The following is a 19,590-nucleotide window of genomic DNA, read 5'->3' as shown; positions in this document are numbered from 1 at the left end:
CCGGAGCCTTTGCATGTCCGCATCCGATCATCCACCAGGCACCCTGCGGCCCAGCACCCTGCATCTGCCGGCAGGGCCCTGGGCGACCGTGCTTGATTGCCTGTGCGCGCATTTCCCGGCGATTTCACGGGAGGTCTGGCTGGAACGTGTGGCGCGGGGCCGGGTGTTGGATGCCGAAGGCGCGCCTATTGCTGCCGATCATCCTTACCGGGTCGGCTTGCGTGTGCATTACTTTCGCGAGGTGCCGGCCGAGCCGCAGATTCCGTTCGAAGAGGCGATCGTGCATATCGACGAGCACCTGTTGGTCGCCGACAAGCCACATTTCCTGTCGGTGATGCCGGCAGGCGCCTATGTCGAGCAGACCCTGCTGGCGCGGCTGGTCAAACGCACTGGCAATGCCGATCTGGTGCCGCTGCACCGCATCGATCGGCACACCGCCGGGCTGGTGCTGTTTTCCACCAACGCGCAGACCCGCGGGCGCTACCAGGCGCTGTTTCGCGAGCGCAACATCGACAAGCGTTACGAGGCGCTGGCGGCGCCATTGCCGCAGGTGGAGTTTCCGTTACTGCGCGAGACCCGCTTCGAGGCGGGCGAGCCATTCTTCCGCATGCGCGAAGCGCCGGGCGAGGCTAATACCCGCACGCGCATCGATGTGATCGAGCGGCGCGCTGATTGCTGGCTGTATGGCCTCGAGCCGGTCACCGGCAAGAAGCACCAACTGCGGGTGCATATGGCGGCGCTGGGTGCGCCGATCCTCAATGATCCCTTCTATCCCGAGGTGAGCAGCAGCGAAGGTGATCCCGACGACTACAGTCGGCCGCTGAAGCTGTTGGCACGCGGGCTGTCGTTCGCTGACCCATTGACGGGTCAGCCTCGACGCTTCGAAAGCGATCTCACGCTTTAACGGCTGCCTGCCAGAGCACTTCGTCCACACCCTGGCGCAGGGCGATCAGCCGTGCCGCCACGAACAGCAGGTCGGACAATCGGTTGATGTAGGCCAGCAGCTCGCCGCGCAGCGGTTCGATGGTGTTGAGCTGCCCGCAACGGCGCTCGGCGCCCCGTGCACTACTGCGGCACAGGTGAGCCTGGGCGATCAGTCGTGAGCCACCGGGCAGGATGAAGTTGGTCAGCGGGCCCACTTCTTCGTTCCAGCGGTCGATGGCCGCCTCCAGGCGTTCGATCTCGACCGCCTGCAGCGCCTGGTAGTCCGGCATGGCCAGCTCGCCACCCAGGTCGAACAGGCGGTGCTGACAGGGCGCCAGTACCTCGATCAGCTCGGCAAGCCCCGGGTAGCGGGGCTGCTGCTCGATCAGTTCGGCCAGCAACAGGCCCAGCTGGCTGTTCAGAGTGTCCACTTCGCCGATGGCTTCGATGCGTGGGTGATCCTTGGCGACCCGTCGGCCGTCGGCCAACCCGGTTTCTCCGGCATCGCCGGTGCGTGTGTAGATTTTCGACAGTCGATAGCCCATGGGGTCTCCGTGGCGAGGGTTCAGCTACTCATGCCGATGGGCAGGCGCAGGGTGAAGCAAGTGCCCTGGCCGGTGCGTGAGTGCACTTCCATCTGGCCCTTGTGATTGTTGGTGACGATGAAGTACGAGACTGAAAGCCCAAGCCCCGTGCCCTGGCCGACTTCCTTGGTGGTGAAGAACGGCTCGAATATGCGCTTGCGCACGGCCTCGGGGATGCCCACCCCGTTGTCTTCCACCTGCACTTCCGCCCATGGTGGCGCCAGGTGTGTACGCAGGATGATCTTGCCCGGGACGCTTTCGTCATCGCGCAGGTGGATGGCTTGCGCGGCGTTCTTCAGCAGGTTGAGCAGCACCTGTTCCAACTCGTTGCCGATGCCGGGAATAGGCCCCAGTGCCGGGTCGAATTCGCGCTGGATCAGCAGGCTCTTGAAGTCGAAGCTTTCGGTCAGGTCGAAGTCGTTGCTGGCGATCTCCACGGCCTGGTCGATCAGCGCCGGCAACTGGCAGGGCGCCAGCTGGCGGTTGCTGAGGCGGCTGAAGCTGAGCATGTGGGTGACGATCTTCGAGGCCCTCGTGCCGGCCTGCTGGATGCCGTCGAGCAGCATGGGAATCTCCCGCGCCGTCAGGTACTGATCGATGGCCGGCAGGCTGACCCCGGCCACTTCGGCCTGCTCCTGATTGCGCGGCAGCTCGGGCGACAGGCGTCGACGGATGTTCTGCACGTTGTGCAGGATGGCGCCCAGCGGGTTGTTGATCTCGTGGGCCATGCCAGCGGCCAAGCCGCCAACGGAGAGCATTTTTTCCGACTGCACCATGACCTCCTCGAGGTTGAGGCGCTGGGTGATGTCGTCGATGCGGATCACCACGCCACGGCCAATGCTGCCGATCAGTGGATAGAAGGTCAGGGCGTAGTGATGGGGCTCGTCGTCGCGAATCCAGGTGACCCGTTCGATCTTCTCCACCCGATGCTGTTCGGCGGTGCGTTTGAGTTTGGACAGGTAGGGTTTGAGCAGCGGGAAGGCGAGAAACACCGGCTGGTTCACCGCCTCGTCCAGCGAGGTGCCGGAGAGGGCGCTGGCCTCCTGGTTCCATTGCGCCACGTAGAGCTGTTCGTCGAGGGCGATCAGCGCCGAGGGCATGGAGTCGATGATGCTGTTGAGGTAGTTCTGGAAGCCGGTGAGTTTCTTCTCGATCTTGCTGCGTACCTGCACCTCGAGTTCCAGCTTGCGGTTCGACAGGCGGGTTTCTTCGGCCAGACCCTGGGCCTGGGTGTAGGCCTCTTCGGAATCGTCACGGGCGCGCTTGAGCTGCTGCTCGCGGGCCTCGATGCGCGTCAGCATGGTGTTGAAGGCTTCGGCCAGGCTGCCGATTTCATCCTGGTTGCCGCGCCGCGCCCGCAGCGAATAGTTCTCTTCGCGGGTGACCTGACGGGTCAGCTCTTCCAGACGCTTGATCGGGCTGGTAACCAGCCGGCGAATCTGCCGCGCCACCAGCAGCCACAACACCAAGCTGAAGCCAAGGATCACCAGGCTGGCGGTGACGGTGCCCGTGTAGAAGGCGCCGGGGAGCTCGCTGGAGGCAACCAGCAGCAGGTAGCCTGGTGGCGCATCGGCCTGTGGCAACTGAACCAACTGATTGGCGCGAAATTCGCCCAGGCGCCAGTTGTCGAGGTCGTCGACCCGCGACGGCAACTGCAGTTTTTCGCCGCGTTGCAGCTGCGCCAGGCTGTCGCCGTTGGCGTCATAGATCACTGCGGCGCGCAGTGGCGCATAGCCGTCCAGGCGTTTCAGCAGATCGCCCGCGGCCTGCCGTGAGCTCAGCGCTTCGTGGCTCAGGGCGGGGCTGGCGATCAGCCGGCTGAGGGTCTGCAGGGCCTGGGGGGCGACGCTCTCCTGGGAGATCCAGTAGGCGGCGCTGATGAAGGTCATGTTGGCCACCACCAGCACTGCCGCCAGTAGCACCAGCAGGGCGGCGAGCAGTTTACGGCCAACGGGTAGATTCTTCAGGCGGTGGCGCAGGCGCATTGGGGTTTGTCGTGTCGGCAGGTGAGGGGGCAGGTTAGCGCGTGACTCAGTGGCGCGGCAATCCGCGGGCGCCTAGGTGCGCGAACAGGCGTTGCTGCAGGGCGTGCAATCGCGGCAATGACAGCTCATTACGTTCGCCCGCTGTGCAGGCGTAGCCGAGCAGATAACTGACTTCAGTGCGCCGGCCCCCGGCAACGTCCTGGTACATGGACGAGTAATTGGCGGCGGTGGCCTCGATTACCCGCCAGACATCGTCCTGGAGGTTTTCAGCCGCGTCGGCCTGGCCGCAACCCTGCAGTAGTACCGTCAGCTCAGCGCATAGCCCGGCGACTTCCTGGCGGTAGCCGGTGAGCTCGCCGTTGCGGCAGCCATGCAGCACGGTCAGCGGGTTGATCGCGCAGTTGAGCGCCAGCTTGCGCCACAGCCGGGCGAGAATGTCGGGGCTCCAGGTATGGGGAATGCGACTGCGTTGTAGGTTGCTCAACCAGCTCGGCGGGCTGACATCGGCCGGGTCACCGATCCAGGTATGTCCCTGACCGGCGAATACCACGCGCCAGTCCCCGTCGCGAAAGGCGCCTTCGGTGCTGGAGGCGAACAGGCAGCGCCGGCCAGGGAGTCGTTCGAGCACCTCGTCCTGGCTGCCAAGGCCGTTCTGCAGCAGGATCACTTCGGCCCCAGGGGCAAGGCGATGGGCGACCCGCTCGATCGCGTTCGCCGCGTCATAGGCCTTGCACGCCAGTAGCAGGCGCTCAATAGGTGCATCATCGTCGATGCTGTGTGCTGGTATGACGTGCTGGCTGGCGTGGCCTTGCTCGACCAGGGTCAGCGCGCCCGTCTGGCGGTAGGACGCCAGGCGTTGTTCATCGCGCAGGATCAGTTGCACCGGCACGCCGGCACGAGACAGGCGCACGGCCCACAGGCTGCCCAGGCTGCCTGCGCCGAGCACGTGCCAACTCATGTGCGCGGCAGGCGTACGGCGGTGACGCGGCCGCTGGCGTGGGCCTCGGGTAGCAGGCGCGTGGCGAGGTCGAGCAGTTGCTGCTGCTCCATGGGCATGGCCTTGCTATCCAGACCAACCACGGCAATACCGGCTTTCAGCGAGATAAAGCCTTCGCTGGTCTTGAAGGCCTTGAGGTTGAGGCCCTCATGCAGGCGTTTGAAGCTGCTCGGTGAGCATTCCTGAAGGTCTTCGAGCAGGGTGATCAGGGCGAAGTGACGGTCGTCCAGGCTAACCAGCACATCCAGCGGGCGCACCAGCTGTTGCAGGCGGCGGGCCACGCTGCGTAGCAGCTCGTTGTAGAAGGTCACGCCGTGTCGGGCAATCAGTTCATCGACGCCCTGCAGGCCAATCAGTAGGTAACACAGAGCGCCACCACGGGATTCCACCTGGCGCAGGCTGTCGGCCATCTTCTGCTTCAGATAACGGGTGTTGCCCAGCCCGGTAAGCGGGTCGACCAGGTTGCGTTCTTCCAGGCTGGTGATGTTCTGCACCAGCAGGGCGTTTTCCTGCAGCAGGCGCTGCAGGGTGTTGCACAGGCGTTCAGCAGCGAACACCCGTGGCAGCAGTTGTTCGTTCATCGCCGACTTGCTGATGAAATCATCGACGCCGCGGTCGAAGGCTTCGTTCAGCACGTTCTCGCCTTCCTTACCGGTCAGCAGGATGATGTAAGTGTAGTGTTCGGCCGCTTCGTCGAGCTGGCGAACCCGTCCGGTCAGTTCCAGGCCGTCCATTTCGGGCATCAGCCAGTCGGCCAACAGCACGCTGGCGGGGCGTTGCTCAAGGTTGCTGATGGCTTCCGCTGCGCTGCTCGCGAAGCGTACGTCCTGATAACCAGCCTGACTCAGCGCACGGCCGATAATGGCGCTGGAGAACTTGGCATCGTCCACCACCAGAATGCTGAGATGGGGGTTGGGCATGATGGTACTCGCTGGCAAGAAAACGGGTCGAGGAGGGGTGAGTAACCAATACAACGCCGAACGCTCTGTATCAGAGCGGATATAATGATCGTGCCAATTATATCGTCAAGCCATCCGCGCGGTTTCCGGAGAACTTAATTCACGATCTCGCGAACTGGCGCCCAGCAAGACGCGATCATCAGCTTAAACAACAGCTGTAAGGTTAGCGTAGTCGGGCCTATATGCAGTAGATCGAGAATGACAGCCCTATCAGGATCGCGCCTTTTATCAGGAGCAATTTCATGCCCTCGTTCGACGTGGTGTCGGAGCTGGACAAACACGAACTCACCAACGCCCTGGACAACGCGGCCAAGGAGCTGGAGCGGCGCTTCGATCTGCGCGGTAAATGCAGTTTCGAGATCAAGGACAAGGCCGTCACGCTGACCGCCGAGGCCGATTTCATGCTCGAGCAGATGCTCGAAATCATTCGTTCCTGCCTGATCAAGCGCAAAATCGATGGCCAGTGCATGGAGACCAAGGATGCCTATGCCTCCGGCAAGGTGGTCAAGCAGGACGTCGAGTTCCGCGAAGGTATCGACAAGGAGCTGGCGAAGAAGATCGTCGCGCACATCAAGGACGCCAAGCTCAAGGTGCAAGCCGCCATTCAGGGCGAGCAGGTTCGGGTTACCGGCAAGAAGCGTGATGATCTGCAAGAGTGCATCACCTCTCTGCGCAGCAAGAATTTCGAGATGCCCCTGCAGTACAACAACTTCCGCGATTGATGGGATACGCGTGTTTTCCGCGGCTAGGATTATTGAACCTGGTTGTGGCAACGACGTCGCACATTCTGTAACGCGCTCGCAAACGCCATGGCCAGTGCGGCCATGGCGTTTTCGTTTCAAGCCCTAGAAGGAGTGCCAGATGGATATGAGCGTCGACCAGTTGGTCGTCATGTCGCAGGCCTGGATCCCGGTTTTGCTGCAGTACAGCGGCAAGCTGACCCTGGCCCTTTTCACCTTGTTGATCGGCTGGTGGCTGATTAGCAAGGTGACTACCAAGGTCAGCGCGTTGATGGATGGCCGCAAGGTCGACCGTGCCCTGAGCAGCTTCATCGGCAGCCTGGCGAGCATCGTGCTGAAAGTGCTGTTGATCATCAGCGTGGCCTCGATGATCGGCGTGGAAACCACCTCGTTCATCGCCGTGATCGGTGCTGCTGGTCTGGCCATCGGCCTGGCGCTGCAGGGTAGCCTGGCGAACTTCGCTGGCGGAGTACTGATCATGCTGTTCCGCCCGTTCAAGGCCGGTGACTTCATCGAAGCCCAGGGTGTTTCAGGCTCGGTCGACTACATCCAGATCTTTCACACCGTGCTACGGACTGGCGACAACAAGGTGGTGATCGTGCCCAACGGCACCCTGTCCAACGGCATCATCACCAATCACTCGCGGCAGACGACCCGTCAGGTGCTGTACGACGTGAAACTCGATTATGACGCTGACCTGTCGAAGGCCCGGGAAGTGCTGCTGGAGTTGTCCAAGGACGCGCGCGTGCATCAGGATCCGGCGCCGGTCGTGGTGGTGTCCAACCTGGGCGAGACCTCGATCAACCTGTCGCTGCGCATGTGGGCCTCGGCCGGTGATTACTGGCCGGTGATCTTTATGCTCAACGAAAGCGTCCGTGATCGGCTACGTGCCGAGGGCGTCGAGTTGGCGCAGGCACCGCGGATGATTCAGATGGTGCAACAGGGCAAGGCTGGCTGATACCAGCGCCTCTGCCATGTCTAGTCCTGAAATAGGTTTACACCGTATCAGCTAGATTGTGAGATCAAAACGCCCGATGCACTGCATCGGGCGTTTTGTATTTAAGCGCTAAGTGAGGTCGCTCGGTGTTATAAATCCGCACCGCCTCATCCACTAATTGCCGTGCCTGCTCGAAGCTCTCAAAGCGCGCAGGTAAAAGCTCCGCCTTCAAAATCCCATTGACTCGCTCAGCCAGTGCGTTCTGGTAGCAGTCATAGCCATCCGTCATCGAGCAGCGCACCCCATAGCGCTCGTGTAGCCCTTGGTAAAGTGCTGAGCAGTACTGGATCCCCCGATCTGAGTGATGCACAAGTGGGGCGTTTTTTCGGCGCTTGCGCAGCGCCGCCCTGAAGGCTTTGGCAACGGAGTCTGCGTGCAGCCCCTGATGGACGTGATGGCCCACTATCTTGCGCGAGAAAGCGTCTGTGACCAGGCTCAAGTACAGTGGGTCACTCTGGCCGGGAAGGTAGGTGATGTCAGCAACCCAGACATTCTCGGGCGCGGTTGCAATCACCTGCCCAGGCCCGTCCTTGAGCAGGTTGGGATGCCGACGAAACCGGTGAAAGCTGTTCGTGGTCTTGTAATACGCACGCTTGGGCTGCACCAGTAGACGATGCTCGGCCAAGATACTGAAGAGACGATCACGACCAACCTTCAGCTCAGGGCTCGGTTGTTGGTGCAGGAGGTAATGCAGTTTGCGGGTGCCCACTCGCGGCAGGCGCATTCGGATCTGGCTAACGTACCGTGCAACGCTTCCCGACTCATCCGTCCTGCCGTCAATCGCTCGGTTGCGCTTGTAATAGGCCTGACGACTGATTCCCATGAACTGGCAAGCCCTACCGATACTCAGCCCTTCGACTTGCCTTTGTGTGAGGACTTGCCGGGTCGCTTTTTTACGATCGACACACCGTAGTCGGTCTTCAGAACATCCACTACAGCCTCGAAGAAATGGGCTTTCTGTGTCGCCACTTCGAGCTGCTGCTCGAGCTCTTTGATGCGCTGCTCTGGCGTCGGCGGCTTGGGGGCGGTCATGACGCGACTCCTCTCGGCTCGAATGGAAGCGCCTTGGCTCCAATCTTGGCGACCGTGCTTACGCAACCAAACCAATACGGTTGATCGACCTTGAATCCCATAGCGATCCTGGGCTTCTTTGTAGCTAAGTTCGCCTTTTTCGACCTGATCGACAACCGCCAATTTAAAAGCCAGCGAGTAATCTCGCTGACTGCGCCGTACACCTTCAGCCATAAGGCTCTCCTGAAAAAGAAGTCAGAAGGTGTAAACCTTATTCAGGACGGGACACCAGAAACAAAAAAGCCGACAGTTGTCGGCTTTTTTGTGCGCCGAAATCAGGCTTCGGGCTTGTCCGGCTCGTTGCTCAACGCCATGGGGCCGTCGCCCTGGCGGCGCCACTGCACAGCGATCAGGATCAGAGTTGGAATACCCATCAGTGCGGTAATCAGGAAGAAGTCGGCGTAACCGTACTTTTCCACCAGCACGCCCGAGTAGCCGCCAATCAGCCGTGGCAGCAGCAGCATGATCGAGCTGAGCAGGGCGTACTGGGTGGCCGAGAACTTCAGGTTGGTAAGGCTCGACAGGTAGGCGACGAAGGCTGCAGTAGCCATCCCTGAACTGAAGTTGTCGGCGGAGATGGTGAAGATCAGCATCTGCAGATCCGCGCCCATACCAGCGAGCATCAGGAACAGTAGATTGGTCGCCGCCGACGCCACGCCGCCGATGAACAGGATCGGCATGATGCCGAAGCGCACGATCAGCAGCCCGCCAGCACCGGCGCCGACTAGGGTCAGGACTAGCCCGAAGAGCTTGCTGACGCTGGCGATCTGATCCTTGGTGAAGCCCTGATCGATGTAAAACACGTTGGCCATTACGCCCATCACCGTGTCAGACATGCGATAGGTCGCGATCAGCCCGAGCAGCAGAAAGGCCTGCCAGCGATAGCGCAGGATGAAGTCGTTGACCGGGGTCAGCACGGGAGCCAGGCCGCGGCGGCCGAATGTGGACAGGCACAGGGCCGTGAGGATGGTGTAGAGAATCGCGCGCAGGAAGGCGCGGTCTTCGAGCAGCAGATCCAGCAGGGTGGCTTCGCCGGTGACCAAGCTGGGGAAGTCGGTGTTGTACAACTGGGTGAACATGGCCGGTACCGATACCAGCAACACAATCAGCACTAGAACCGAGGCGATCTGGTGGCTGAAACCATATTTGGCGGCAGCCAGTTGGGTCTTCAGCGAAACCTCGGGTTCCTTCATCCATAGGCTGGTCAGCAAACCGGGCAACATCAGCAGGGCGAACAGCAGGTAGGTGCCGGCCCAGGCCGCGTGTTGATAGAGCAGGGTCGTGGAGCCCAGCCCTTCGGCCACATACAATGCGCCGGCAGTGGCCAGTAGCGCGGCGACCCGGTAGCCGGCCATGTAGCTGGCAGCCAGGGCGGCCTGGCGAGAGTCGTCGACGATCTCCAGTCGATAGGCATCGACGGCGATGTCCTGGGTCGCCGAGGCGAATGCGACCAGTACGGCTAGAGCGATCAGCCAGGTCAGATGCGTATGGGGGTCGCACAGCGCCATGCCGCCCAGGCCGATGGCGATCAGAATCTGCGACAGAACCAACCAGGATCGCCGTCTGCCGAGCTTGCCGAGTAGCGGCAGGCGCCACTGGTCGAGCAGCGGTGACCATACCCATTTGAACGCATAAGCCAGGCCGATAAGGCTGGCGAAACCGATGGTTTCGCGTGCCACGCCCGCTTCGCGCAGCCACACGGAAAGGGTGGAAAACACCAGCATATAAGGCAGGCCAGCGGCGAACCCGAGCAGCAGGAGAACCAGTGTCGAAGGACTGGAATAGGCGGCGATTGCGTCGCGCCAGCTTTTACGATGCATTGAACGGGGTCGGCCTGGAGGGAGAAGACATGAACAAATGGCGCACTCTAGGGGCTAGGGTCGGGTCAGTGCAAGCCAACTACGCCGTCGTCACATCAAGGTGTCAGGCCTCATGCTCCAAGGGTCGCCAGCCATGGCGCCGGATATCCACCCGGCCATTGTGGGATAGCACCCCTTCGACGCGCAATCGGGCGCGTTGTTCAACGCCGCTTGGCGCGTCGGCCGACAGGCTCAAACGACCACCTGCGGCAACCACCCGGTGCCATGGCAGGGCGGTGCCTTCAGGCAACTGGCTCAACGTGCGCCCCACCCAGCGTGCGGCGCGGCCGAGGCCTGCCATGGCGGCCAGTTCGCCGTAAGTGACCACCCTGCCGGCCGGTACTTGAGCGAGCGCCAGGTACAAGGCATCACGTCGAGCTTGTTGATCAGCCTCGGTCATCGGTGCGGTGTAATCCGCTTGTCTTGTGGCCATGACAGGCTCCTGAAGGCATGACCAGTCGGCTGGCACGGTATTTTCAACGGCCAACCGTGAACTCACGTGAATTCCGTCGGTCATTTCTTGCTCATATGACGGGTATGCGGATAATGCCCGATTTACCGCGAACCGGAGCAGTAGCGTCCGCTTATGTTTACTCGAACCCTGTTGTGCCTGAGCCTCAGTGCGGCTGCGATGCCGCTTATGGCCGATACCGTCTGGATGAAGAACGGCGACCGACTGACCGGAACCATCAAGGTTCTCGATGGTGGCAAGCTGCTGCTGGAAACGGATTACGGTGGTTCCATTCCTCTGGACTGGAAAAAGATCGCGACCCTCGACAGCGAACAGGAGTTGCTGGTCAAGGAAAACGACATCACCGGCGAGCGCGCTAAGTCTCTGCAGGCTTCCGATTCTGGCAAGGTCACCTTGGCCAACGGCGATGCGCCGAAGACCGTAGAGCTGGCTAGCATCAAGCAGATCATGAAGCCCAAGCCCTTCGTCGAAGACTTCATGTGGAAAGGCAACGTCGACGTGGCCATGGACTACAAGCGTGCCGAGAGCGACACCGACGACTACGACGTCGATGTGAAGACCCAAGCGCGGCATGGCAAATGGCGTCACAACGCCACGGTGGATTACAACCGCGAACTGCGCAATGACGTGGTCAGCACCGACAACTGGGGCACCGAGTACGCTCTGGATCGCTTCCTCGACGAACAGTGGTTCTGGCAGGGACGGTTGGAATACAAGCGCGACAAGATCGAAGACCTGGAGCGTCAGCGCACCATCGGTACCGGTCCGGGTTACCAGTTCTGGGACAACGAGCTGGGCGCGCTCTCGGTTGCCGGTCTATTCAACCGCACCGACTACGAGTATTCCAATGGCGAGAAAGACAACTTCTACGCCATCAGCATGCGCTGGGATTACAACCGTTACCTGATCGGCAAAACGTTCGAGCTGTTCAGCACCGGTGAAGTGGGTAAGCCGTTGGCCAGTGCCGCCGACTACTCGCTGGATGCCGAAGTGGGCCTGCGTTACAAGGTCACCGACTGGGCATCCCTGAACATGAAGGCCTCGAAGGATCAGGTCAGCGGTTCGGAAGGCGACAAGGATGAGACCCGTTACACCGTCGGCTTTGGTGTGGGCTGGTAACGCGCTGCCGCGAGACCCTCTACGAAAAAGCCCCGCACATGATGCGGGGCTTTTTATTAGCGGCAGGCCACTGGCTGCGCTCGAGAGCTATCGGGCTACAGGCGCACGCCGCCATCGAGTTCGAGAATGCGCCCGGTGAAGTAGTCGTTTTCCAGCAGGTAGGCCACCGAGTGGGCAATTTCCCGCGGTTTGCCCAGGCGCTTGAGCGGAATTACCGCGGTCATGCGCTCCAGGGCTTCGGGTTTCATGCTGGCGACCATGTCGGTCTCGATGAAGCCCGGCGCGACCCCCGCTACGCGGATGCCATAACGGGCCAGCTCGCGGGCCCAGACCACGGTGTCGGCGGCGACACCCGCCTTGGCGGCCGAGTAGTTGGCCTGGCCGACATTACCGGCCCGCGAAACCGAAGAAATGTTGATGATCGCGCCCTCGTTCTGCAGCTCGATCATCTTCGCCGCCACTTCCCGGGTGCACAGAAACACGCCGGTCAGGTTCACGTCGATCACCGATTGCCACTGCGCCAGGCTCATCTTGCTCATTTCGCCGTCCTTGACCTTGATGGTCAGGCCGTCGCGCAGAATGCCGGCGTTGTTCACCAGGCCATTGATCGAGCCAAAGTCTTCGGCGATCTGGGCGATGGTTTGGATGACGTGCTCCTCGTTGGCCACGTTGCACAGGTAAGTGCGGGCCTGAACACCCAGCGCTCGGCAGGCGGCAGCGGTTTCGTCGAGTTTTTCCTGATTGAGGTCGACCAGAGCCAGGCGCACGCGTTTCTCCGCGAGGTATTCAGCCATTGCCCGGCCGAGCCCTTGGCCGCCGCCAGTAATAATGATGACCTTGTCTGCGAGTTGCATGCCGATCCCCTTCGAGTCAGTTTGGCGGGATGCCGTTACCGCACTGTAGCGATTATCCTAAGCGCTTGTCTGCGTCTGCCAGGAGTCTTGATATGAGTGTGCAAGCCAATCGCCAAGCCCGGGAGCTGTTGCTCAAGGAGTACCGTGGCGCGCTATCCACTCACTCCAAGGCGATGCCCGGCTTTCCCTTCGGCTCAGTTGTTCCTTACTGCCTGGATGCCCAAGGCTGGCCGCTGATCCTGATCAGCCGCATCGCCCAGCACACTCATAACCTCAAGGCGGATGGCAAATGTTCGCTGTTGGTTGGCGAACGCGGCGCTGGGGACGTTCAGGCGGTTGGTCGTCTGACCCTGCTGGCTGAAGCGAAGATGCTCACTGATGCGCCCGACATCGAAGTGGCCAGCGAGCGGTATTACCGCTACTTCCCCGAGTCACGGGGTTATCACAGTGCTCACGACTTCGATTTCTGGCGATTGCAGCCTGTGCGCTGGCGCTACATCGGCGGCTTCGGCGCGATCCACTGGCTCGATCAGGTGACGCTGGGTAACCATTTCGCCGGTGACAGCGAGCGGCGTATGCTCGAACACATGAACAGCGACCATGCCGAGGCCATCGCGCACTACGTTGCGCTGAGTGAGTTACCCGCTACTGAGCCGGCGCAAATGGTCGGTATCGACAGTGAAGGGTTTCACCTGCGTATCGGTCAGAGCCTGTACTGGTTGGCCTTTCCAATATCCTGTAACACTGCTGGGGAGGTGCGCGAAGCCTTGGTGCGCCTGGCGCGGGCCGATGCATGGCCAAAGCAATTTCAGGCTTCAGCTTGAATTAAGCGCAACACCCCATACTTACCTCCTACTGGAAGTCGTTCTTCCGCCAAGGAAACCGCGATGCGCATTTTCATGTTCTTGTTCCTGCTGTTCCCAATCCTGGAACTGGCAGTACTTATTTCGGTGGGTAGTGCGATTGGCGTACTGCCGACCATTGCCCTGGTGATCGCTACGTCGATCTTCGGTGGCCTGATGCTGCGTATCGCCGGCATCACCACTGCCTGGCGTGCCCGCGAAAGACTAGCCCGTGGCGAAATGCCGGATCAGGAAGTCCTGCAGGGGCTGATGATGGCCGTAGGTGGTGGTCTGTTGCTGCTGCCGGGGTTCATCAGCGACGTTATCGGCCTGCTGTGTCTGCTGCCTTTCACCCGTCGCAAGCTGGTCGAACGCGTGCGCCGTCGTGCCGCCGAGCAGGCCGAGCGTCAGCGTGCCTTCGCTGACGATCTGGCCGCGCGCAATGGTCAGCCTGGTTCTGGCGCAAATCGTCCGAACGTACTCGAGGGCGAGTACGAGCGCCGCGATTGACCGGTCTCGTTTTAGCCGTAATAGAACCCCGATCTGGCCACGCCAGTTCGGGGTTCGCTGTTTTCGCGGGGGCGGTTTTCGCTACCCCGATGGGAAAAAATTTCACCCCGCACCCTTGAATTGCTCTTGTTCGACCTTATGTAGCGGTCACCGCAAGGTTTTTCAGCGTTTCTGCGCTGGAACATATTTCGGCGTTACGTGCAGTACGCAACGCCATGATCCTGCCGGTGAGAACACCGGTTGTAATCAACAACTATTGGGAGAGATCGACAATGAAGCTTCGTCCTTTGCATGACCGCGTCGTGATCCGTCGCAGCGAAGAAGAAACCAAAACTGCTGGCGGTATCGTGCTGCCGGGCTCGGCCGCTGAAAAGCCGAATCAGGGCGAAATCGTTGCTGTTGGCACTGGCCGCGTTCTGGATAGCGGTGAAGTCCGTGCACTGGCCGTCAAGGTCGGTGACAAAGTGGTTTTCGGCCCGTACTCGGGTAGCAACACTGTCAAAGTCGACGGCGAAGACCTGCTGGTGATGAGCGAGAACGAAATCCTCGCTGTTGTCGAAGCCTGATTTCCCGCGAATCTCCGTTTAACCGTCAAGAATTGAGGATCAATTTCCATGGCTGCTAAAGAAGTTAAATTCGGCGACTCTGGCCGTAAAAAAATGCTCGCCGGTGTCAACGTCCTGGCTGACGCAGTAAAAGCAACGCTGGGGCCAAAAGGCCGTAACGTGATTATCGAGAAGAGCTTCGGCGCTCCTCTGATCACCAAAGACGGTGTTTCGGTTGCTAAAGAAATCGAACTGAAAGACCGTTTTGAAAACATGGGCGCGCAGCTGGTCAAAGACGTTGCTTCCCGTGCCAACGATGACGCCGGTGACGGTACTACCACCGCAACCGTTCTGGCTCAGGCTATCGTCAACGAAGGCCTGAAAGCCGTCGCTGCTGGCATGAACCCGATGGATCTCAAGCGCGGCATCGACAAGGCGACCATTGCCATCGTTGCTGAGCTGAAGAAGCTGTCCAAGCCGTGCACCGACACCAAGGCTATCGCTCAGGTAGGTACTATCTCCGCGAACTCCGACCATTCCATCGGCGAGATCATTGCCGAAGCCATGGAAAAAGTGACCAAAGACGGTGTCATCACCGTTGAAGAAGGCACTGGCCTGGAAAACGAACTGTCGGTTGTTGAAGGCATGCAGTTCGACCGTGGCTACCTGTCTCCGTACTTCATCAACAAGCCGGACACCATGGTTGCCGAGCTGGACAGCCCGCTGCTGCTGCTGGTTGACAAGAAGATCTCCAACATCCGCGAACTGCTGCCAGTTCTGGAAGCGGTGGCCAAAGCTGGCCGTCCGCTGTTGATCGTGGCTGAAGACGTTGAAGGCGAAGCCCTGGCGACTCTGGTTGTGAACAACATGCGTGGCATCGTCAAAGTTGCAGCCGTTAAGGCTCCAGGTTTTGGTGATCGTCGCAAGTCCATGCTGCAGGACATCGCTGTTCTGACTGGCGGTACCGTTATCTCGGAAGAGATCGGCCTGAGCCTGGAAACTACTACCCTGGAACACCTGGGTAATGCCAAACGCGTCATTCTGAACAAAGAAAACACCACCATCATCGATGGTGCTGGTGTTAAGAGCGACATCGACGGTCGTATCTCGCAGATTCGTCAGCAGATTGGCGACACCAGCTCGGATTACGACAAAGAAAAACTGCAAGAGCGTCTGGCCAAACTGTCGGGCGGCGTTGCAGTGATCAAGGTCGGTGCCGGTTCCGAAGTTGAAATGAAAGAGAAGAAAGCCCGCGTTGAAGACGCCCTGCACGCAACCCGTGCGGCCGTTGAAGAAGGCGTGGTACCTGGCGGCGGCGTGGCGCTGGTTCGCTCCCTGCAGGCTATCTCCGAGCTGCGCGGCGACAACGCTGATCAGAACGTAGGTATCGCTCTGCTGCGTCGCGCTGTTGAAGCGCCCCTGCGCCAGATCGTTGCCAACTCAGGCGACGAGCCGAGCGTTGTAGTCGACAAGGTCAAGCAGGGTTCGGGTAACTTCGGTTACAACGCTGCTACCGGCGAATACGGCGACATGATCGAAATGGGTATCCTGGATCCAGCCAAAGTGACCCGTTCGGCACTGCAAGCTGCTTCCTCGATCGCCAGCCTGATGATCACCACTGAAGCCATGATCGCCGAGATCAAGGACGACGCTCCAGCTGGCGGCGGTATGCCAGACATGGGCGGCATGGGTGGTATGGGCGGCATGATGTAAGCCACCCGGCACCTGCAGTAACAAGAAACCCCGCGCTTGCCGCGGGGTTTTTTTATCTGTAGTTTCTGGCGACCGCCACGGCGGTATACCGTTCGTCTTGAGAAAAGTTGCAACTGCTTATCGTGATCTAGTGTTAGCAGACGGCGTTTGCAGCGCCATCAAGAGGTTGCAATCATGAGATTAGAAATAGCGCGAGGTTTGTTCCTCGTAGCGGCGCTCAGTGTATCGGTGGCAGCGGCTGCTTCCTGGTATGAGCCTGGCCATGGTGTGGTCAGCAGCCATGGGCGTAGCTATTGCGCCAACCCTGATCTCAAGCGCACCTCGGCTGCTCAGGCGCAGGCCAGTCAGAATCTGCTCTGGTTGGTATTGGGCTTGTCTCAGGGCATGCGACCGCAAGGTTGAGGCGCCCGCCATTCCCCAACACTGACAAAACAGTGAATTTCTCCCCCGCTGGAAAACTCCGATACCCTGCGTACTGACCCGATCACATCGGCCAGTTTTCAGGGAGTCTCAGCATGTCCACCCAACAGCGCCTTGGCGAACGCTTCAGCCAGTTGCATCGGCAGGATGGCCTGTTGGTGCTGCCCAACCCTTGGGATGCCGGCTCGGCGAAGATGCTGGCGAGCGTTGGCTTCCAGGCGCTGGCCACCACCAGCGCCGGGTTGGCGTTTTCCCTGGGGCGACGGGATGCCGAAGGTGCGGTATCCCGTGACGAAGCCCTGGCCAATGCGCGGGATATCGTCGCCGCTACGGCCCTGCCGGTGGCCGCGGATCTGGAAAACGGCTATGGCGACAGCCCGCAGGACTGCGCGGAGACCTTGCGTTTGGCGGCTGCAATCGGCCTGGTTGGTGGCTCCATCGAGGACGCCACGGGGCGCGCCGATGCGCCCATCTATGCGTTCGAGCTGGCGGTGGAGCGCATCCATGCCGCGGTCGCCGCTGCTCGTAGCCTGGGCTTTCCCTTCACGCTGACCGCGCGGGCAGAGAACTATCTGCACGGCCGCGCGGATCTGGACGACACCATCCGCCGCCTGGTGGCCTACGCCGAGGCGGGTGCCGACGTGCTTTATGCGCCGGGCCTGACACGGCGCGAGGAGATCAGCGCGGTGGTGCAGGCGGTGGCGCCGAGGCCGGTCAACGTGCTGGTCGGCTCGCCAAGTCTGAACCTGTCGCTGGACGAATTGGCCGAGCTTGGCGTCAAGCGCGTGAGCCTCGGCTCCAATCTGGCGCGGGTGGCTTATGGCGCCTTCCTGCAAGCCGCCACAGAGCTTGCCGACGCAGGTGACCTGCGTGGTGCGCAGCAGGCGCTGCCGTTCGACCGTATCAACGATCTGTTTCGTGGCTGAGCGTGCGTAATTTTCTGCTCGCGTTGCTATTGCTGATTGTCGTGGGTGGGCCGCTGGCGCTGTACCGGCAGTGGATCGACGTACCGCCACGCTGGAACCCATGGGCACCGCTGGATCTGCGTGATGCGCCAAACTGGCTGACCGGCTACAAGCTCGGTCGTCTGCAGGACGATCCGGCGCTGTGCCGCACGGTGTTGGATACCTCGTCGCTGCGCTATGTGGCGTTGGCCGACAGCACGCCCAGCGCTGATTGCCCGCTGACCAACACGGTACGCGTGCAGGGCAGCGATGTGCGCTTGAGCAGCAGTTTCATCGCCACCTGCCCGGTGGCGGCGGCATTCGCCCTGTTCGAGCGGCATGGTTTGCAGCCGGCGGCGCAGGAGGTGTTCGGCCAGCGCGTCACCCAGATCGACCATGTCGGCAGCTTCGCCTGCCGCACCATCGCCGGCAGTCAGCGGCGTAGCCAGCACGCTTCGGCCAATGCTCTGGATATCGTCGGTTTTCGCCTGGCCGATGGCAGCCGTATCAGCGTGCTGCGCGACTGGCCCGGCAGCGATGACAAATCGCTGTTCCTGCGTCAGGTACAGCAGGCTGCCTGCACCACCTTCAACACCACCTTGGGGCCCGACTACAACGCTGCTCATCGCGACCATTTCCATCTGGATATGGGCCTATTTCGGATGTGCCGCTGAGCGATCAGACGGCCAGGCGTTGTTGCAGCGTCAGACGGCCAAGCAACAGCTCCCAGGGATTCAGTGATTCCGTGAGCAACTCGTTGGTCTTGCCCTGTTCGCTTTCATCAAGCGTTGTCAGGGACTGCGGTTGCAGGGCCAGCTGATCAAGGGTGAGGGCACTGTCGGTGTCGTGCACCGAGCAGACGAACTGGCGCTGCATCATCACATCTTCGAGGGTGCGAATGCCTTGTACCGGGGCCTCATCCGCTGCTGCCGGCGCGGGGAGCGGGAGCATGCTATTGGCAGGGCTCTCCATCGACAGCAGCACGCTGCGCAGAATCTGGTCGTACAGCGCCGAGCTGGCACTCGAGGGTGTGCCGGCTTTCTGAGACGCGACCCGGGTATCACCGGGAATACGGGAGATGACATCGAACATCAGACGGCTGGCTCTGGCAAACTATCGCATAGACAGGCTATCGGCCGATCAAGGCCCATATTGAGCCCTTTACCGTTATCGATGGACGATCCGCAATGAGTGAAAAACAGCCCGCCGCGCGCATCCGCATGGAGGCCCTGGCCCCGCATCTGCACGAGGCCGCACAACAGTGGGCGCAGCGCCTCGGGTTGCCGGTGGAGGGGGAGGCCGAGTTCGCGCTGCAACTGGGCGAAGCTGGCTTGCAACTGGTCGAACTTGGCCCCCAGGCGCCGGGGCCGGTGCGGGTGGATTTCGTCGAGGGCGCGGTCGCGCACCGGCGTCAGTTCGGCGGCGGCACCGGGCAGATGATCGCCAAGGCGGTCGGCGTTCAGCCGGGCATTCGCCCGCAGGTGCTGGATGCCACCGCTGGCCTCGGCCGTGATGCCTTCGTGCTGGCCAGCCTCGGATGTACGATCAGCCTGATCGAACGCCAGCCGCTGATTGGCGCGCTGCTCGAGGATGGCCTGCAGCGGGCTGCCGCTGATGCCGAGGTGGCGGCCATCGTCGCGCGCATGCGTCTGCTGCAGGGCAACGCCATTTCCATCATGGCCGACTGGCAGGAGGAAGTGCCTCAGGTGATCTACCTCGACCCGATGTTTCCCCATCGCGACAAGAGTGCGCTGGTGAAGAAGGAGATGCGCCTGTTCCGGCCTTTCGTAGGGGACGACACGGATGCTCCGGCGTTGCTCGAAGCGGCCCTCAAACTCGCCAGCCATCGTGTGGTGGTCAAGCGGCCACGCAAGGCGCCGGTCATCGAGGGAGCGAAGCCGGGTTATGCGCTCGAGGGTAAATCCAGCCGTTACGACATCTACCCGCTGAAGAAACTCACGCCTTAGAGCCTGTTCACGATCTTTCGGCTCGACTTCAGCGTTTTAGCTGCAAAGTGGCGGGAGCGGACATGGGGTGCTGCTGCTTTTGTGGGAG

20 protein-coding genes and 1 pseudogene are annotated in these 19,590 nt (G+C 61.0%); 12 read left to right on the top strand and 9 right to left on the bottom strand.

Going from position 1 to position 19,590, the window contains the following annotated elements; all coding sequences use genetic code 11:
• Nucleotides 1-13: 13 nt before the first annotated feature.
• Nucleotides 14-904 carry an RluA family pseudouridine synthase gene (locus tag K5Q02_RS23860; RefSeq protein WP_225835028.1) on the top strand — a complete coding sequence of 297 codons (891 nt, stop codon included), beginning with the start codon at nt 14-16 and terminating at the stop codon, nt 902-904.
• Here K5Q02_RS23860 and K5Q02_RS23855 read toward each other — a convergent pair.
• The 4 genes and pseudogenes from K5Q02_RS23855 to K5Q02_RS23840 form a co-directional block, all read right to left on the bottom strand.
• Nucleotides 894-1,469: a cob(I)yrinic acid a,c-diamide adenosyltransferase gene (locus K5Q02_RS23855; protein WP_225835026.1), complete on the bottom strand. Its 576-nt coding sequence runs from the start codon at nt 1,467-1,469 to the stop codon at nt 894-896. The genes K5Q02_RS23860 and K5Q02_RS23855 overlap by 11 nt on opposite strands.
• 20 nt (nt 1,470-1,489) lie before the next feature.
• Entirely contained in the window at nt 1,490-3,493 is a 2,004-nt protein-coding gene (locus K5Q02_RS23850; protein WP_225835024.1) for a sensor histidine kinase, read from the bottom strand.
• A gap of 46 nt (nt 3,494-3,539) precedes the next feature.
• A complete protein-coding gene (locus K5Q02_RS23845; RefSeq protein ID WP_225835022.1) occupies nt 3,540-4,451 on the bottom strand; it encodes a putative 2-dehydropantoate 2-reductase in 912 nt (303 codons plus the stop codon).
• Nucleotides 4,448-5,419 (bottom strand): annotated as a pseudogene (locus tag K5Q02_RS23840) (response regulator); the annotation flags it as partial. The pseudogene K5Q02_RS23840 and the gene K5Q02_RS23845, both read right to left, overlap by 4 nt.
• A 272-nt stretch (nt 5,420-5,691) precedes the next feature.
• Between K5Q02_RS23840 and K5Q02_RS23835 the strand changes: the two are divergent.
• Nucleotides 5,692-6,171, top strand: coding sequence for a YajQ family cyclic di-GMP-binding protein (locus tag K5Q02_RS23835; protein WP_225835018.1), 480 nt, complete (start codon nt 5,692-5,694; stop codon nt 6,169-6,171).
• A gap of 139 nt (nt 6,172-6,310) precedes the next feature.
• Nucleotides 6,311-7,147: a mechanosensitive ion channel family protein gene (locus tag K5Q02_RS23830; protein ID WP_225835016.1), complete on the top strand. Its 837-nt coding sequence runs from the start codon at nt 6,311-6,313 to the stop codon at nt 7,145-7,147.
• Between the two features lie 64 nt (nt 7,148-7,211).
• Here the strand turns inward: K5Q02_RS23830 and K5Q02_RS23825 are convergent, their stop codons facing one another.
• The 3 genes from K5Q02_RS23825 to K5Q02_RS23815 form a co-directional block, all read right to left on the bottom strand.
• Nucleotides 7,212-8,261, bottom strand: a complete 1,050-nt coding sequence (locus K5Q02_RS23825; protein ID WP_225831062.1) for an IS3 family transposase — start codon at nt 8,259-8,261, stop codon at nt 7,212-7,214.
• Between the two features lie 271 nt (nt 8,262-8,532).
• Nucleotides 8,533-10,077, bottom strand: a complete 1,545-nt coding sequence (locus K5Q02_RS23820) for an AmpG family muropeptide MFS transporter (protein ID WP_225835014.1) — start codon at nt 10,075-10,077, stop codon at nt 8,533-8,535.
• 103 nt (nt 10,078-10,180) lie between these two features.
• A complete protein-coding gene (locus K5Q02_RS23815; RefSeq protein ID WP_225835012.1) occupies nt 10,181-10,549 on the bottom strand; it encodes an MGMT family protein in 369 nt (122 codons plus the stop codon).
• A 153-nt stretch (nt 10,550-10,702) separates the two neighbouring features.
• Between K5Q02_RS23815 and K5Q02_RS23810 the strand changes: the two genes are divergently transcribed.
• Nucleotides 10,703-11,707, top strand: a complete 1,005-nt coding sequence (locus tag K5Q02_RS23810) for a DUF481 domain-containing protein (RefSeq protein WP_225835010.1) — start codon at nt 10,703-10,705, stop codon at nt 11,705-11,707.
• Between the two features lie 95 nt (nt 11,708-11,802).
• On the opposite strand, the gene K5Q02_RS23805 is transcribed toward K5Q02_RS23810, so the two are convergent.
• Nucleotides 11,803-12,561, bottom strand: a complete 759-nt coding sequence (locus tag K5Q02_RS23805; RefSeq protein WP_225835009.1) for an SDR family oxidoreductase — start codon at nt 12,559-12,561, stop codon at nt 11,803-11,805.
• A 92-nt stretch (nt 12,562-12,653) separates the two neighbouring features.
• Between K5Q02_RS23805 and K5Q02_RS23800 the strand changes: the two genes are divergently transcribed.
• From K5Q02_RS23800 to K5Q02_RS23770, 7 genes are all read left to right on the top strand, one after another.
• Nucleotides 12,654-13,385 carry a HugZ family pyridoxamine 5'-phosphate oxidase gene (locus K5Q02_RS23800; protein WP_225835008.1) on the top strand — a complete coding sequence of 244 codons (732 nt, stop codon included), beginning with the start codon at nt 12,654-12,656 and terminating at the stop codon, nt 13,383-13,385.
• A gap of 63 nt (nt 13,386-13,448) precedes the next feature.
• Nucleotides 13,449-13,913: an FxsA family protein gene (locus K5Q02_RS23795; protein WP_225835007.1), complete on the top strand. Its 465-nt coding sequence runs from the start codon at nt 13,449-13,451 to the stop codon at nt 13,911-13,913.
• A gap of 272 nt (nt 13,914-14,185) precedes the next feature.
• Nucleotides 14,186-14,479: a co-chaperone GroES gene (locus tag K5Q02_RS23790; protein ID WP_042554944.1), complete on the top strand. Its 294-nt coding sequence runs from the start codon at nt 14,186-14,188 to the stop codon at nt 14,477-14,479.
• A 48-nt stretch (nt 14,480-14,527) separates the two neighbouring features.
• Nucleotides 14,528-16,171 carry a chaperonin GroEL gene (gene groL, locus K5Q02_RS23785; RefSeq protein ID WP_225835006.1) on the top strand — a complete coding sequence of 548 codons (1,644 nt, stop codon included), beginning with the start codon at nt 14,528-14,530 and terminating at the stop codon, nt 16,169-16,171.
• Nucleotides 16,172-16,345: 174 nt separating this feature from the next.
• Nucleotides 16,346-16,573 (top strand): hypothetical protein, encoded by a 228-nt coding sequence (locus tag K5Q02_RS23780; RefSeq protein WP_042554946.1) that lies wholly within the window; start codon nt 16,346-16,348, stop codon nt 16,571-16,573.
• 113 nt (nt 16,574-16,686) lie between these two features.
• On the top strand, nt 16,687-17,517 hold the full coding sequence (locus tag K5Q02_RS23775) for an isocitrate lyase/PEP mutase family protein (RefSeq protein WP_225835005.1): 831 nt from the start codon (nt 16,687-16,689) through the stop codon (nt 17,515-17,517).
• A complete protein-coding gene (locus K5Q02_RS23770) occupies nt 17,514-18,209 on the top strand; it encodes an extensin-like domain-containing protein (RefSeq protein WP_225839863.1) in 696 nt (231 codons plus the stop codon). The genes K5Q02_RS23775 and K5Q02_RS23770 overlap by 4 nt, the downstream gene beginning before the upstream one ends.
• Nucleotides 18,210-18,213: 4 nt before the next feature.
• On the opposite strand, the gene K5Q02_RS23765 is transcribed toward K5Q02_RS23770, so the two are convergent.
• A complete protein-coding gene (locus K5Q02_RS23765; RefSeq protein WP_225835003.1) occupies nt 18,214-18,627 on the bottom strand; it encodes a hypothetical protein in 414 nt (137 codons plus the stop codon).
• A 128-nt stretch (nt 18,628-18,755) separates the two neighbouring features.
• Here K5Q02_RS23765 and K5Q02_RS23760 point away from each other — a divergent pair, with 128 nt between their 5' ends.
• Nucleotides 18,756-19,502 carry a class I SAM-dependent methyltransferase gene (locus tag K5Q02_RS23760; protein ID WP_442964026.1) on the top strand — a complete coding sequence of 249 codons (747 nt, stop codon included), beginning with the start codon at nt 18,756-18,758 and terminating at the stop codon, nt 19,500-19,502.
• The last annotated feature ends 88 nt before the right edge of the window (nt 19,503-19,590 follow it).

It is taken from the genome of Pseudomonas sp. MM211 (assembly GCF_020386635.1).
In the GTDB taxonomy this organism is placed as follows: domain Bacteria; phylum Pseudomonadota; class Gammaproteobacteria; order Pseudomonadales; family Pseudomonadaceae; genus Aquipseudomonas.
This window is presented reverse-complemented; position numbering and strand designations above follow the sequence as displayed.

What these genes read in the sequence shown, in the direction of transcription:
- K5Q02_RS23860 (WP_225835028.1), top strand. Translation starts at nt 14, where the DNA reads ATGTCCGCATCCGATCATCCACCAGGCACCCTGCGGCCCAGCACCCTG.
- K5Q02_RS23855 (WP_225835026.1), bottom strand. Translation starts at nt 1,469, where the DNA reads ATGGGCTATCGACTGTCGAAAATCTACACACGCACCGGCGATGCCGGA.
- K5Q02_RS23850 (WP_225835024.1), bottom strand. Translation starts at nt 3,493, where the DNA reads ATGCGCCTGCGCCACCGCCTGAAGAATCTACCCGTTGGCCGTAAACTG.
- K5Q02_RS23845 (WP_225835022.1), bottom strand. Translation starts at nt 4,451, where the DNA reads ATGAGTTGGCACGTGCTCGGCGCAGGCAGCCTGGGCAGCCTGTGGGCC.
- K5Q02_RS23835 (WP_225835018.1), top strand. Translation starts at nt 5,692, where the DNA reads ATGCCCTCGTTCGACGTGGTGTCGGAGCTGGACAAACACGAACTCACC.
- K5Q02_RS23830 (WP_225835016.1), top strand. Translation starts at nt 6,311, where the DNA reads ATGGATATGAGCGTCGACCAGTTGGTCGTCATGTCGCAGGCCTGGATC.
- K5Q02_RS23820 (WP_225835014.1), bottom strand. Translation starts at nt 10,077, where the DNA reads ATGCATCGTAAAAGCTGGCGCGACGCAATCGCCGCCTATTCCAGTCCT.
- K5Q02_RS23815 (WP_225835012.1), bottom strand. Translation starts at nt 10,549, where the DNA reads ATGGCCACAAGACAAGCGGATTACACCGCACCGATGACCGAGGCTGAT.
- K5Q02_RS23810 (WP_225835010.1), top strand. Translation starts at nt 10,703, where the DNA reads ATGTTTACTCGAACCCTGTTGTGCCTGAGCCTCAGTGCGGCTGCGATG.
- K5Q02_RS23805 (WP_225835009.1), bottom strand. Translation starts at nt 12,561, where the DNA reads ATGCAACTCGCAGACAAGGTCATCATTATTACTGGCGGCGGCCAAGGG.
- K5Q02_RS23800 (WP_225835008.1), top strand. Translation starts at nt 12,654, where the DNA reads ATGAGTGTGCAAGCCAATCGCCAAGCCCGGGAGCTGTTGCTCAAGGAG.
- K5Q02_RS23795 (WP_225835007.1), top strand. Translation starts at nt 13,449, where the DNA reads ATGCGCATTTTCATGTTCTTGTTCCTGCTGTTCCCAATCCTGGAACTG.
- K5Q02_RS23790 (WP_042554944.1), top strand. Translation starts at nt 14,186, where the DNA reads ATGAAGCTTCGTCCTTTGCATGACCGCGTCGTGATCCGTCGCAGCGAA.
- groL (WP_225835006.1), top strand. Translation starts at nt 14,528, where the DNA reads ATGGCTGCTAAAGAAGTTAAATTCGGCGACTCTGGCCGTAAAAAAATG.
- K5Q02_RS23780 (WP_042554946.1), top strand. Translation starts at nt 16,346, where the DNA reads ATGAGATTAGAAATAGCGCGAGGTTTGTTCCTCGTAGCGGCGCTCAGT.
- K5Q02_RS23775 (WP_225835005.1), top strand. Translation starts at nt 16,687, where the DNA reads ATGTCCACCCAACAGCGCCTTGGCGAACGCTTCAGCCAGTTGCATCGG.
- K5Q02_RS23765 (WP_225835003.1), bottom strand. Translation starts at nt 18,627, where the DNA reads ATGTTCGATGTCATCTCCCGTATTCCCGGTGATACCCGGGTCGCGTCT.
- K5Q02_RS23760 (WP_442964026.1), top strand. Translation starts at nt 18,756, where the DNA reads ATGGAGGCCCTGGCCCCGCATCTGCACGAGGCCGCACAACAGTGGGCG.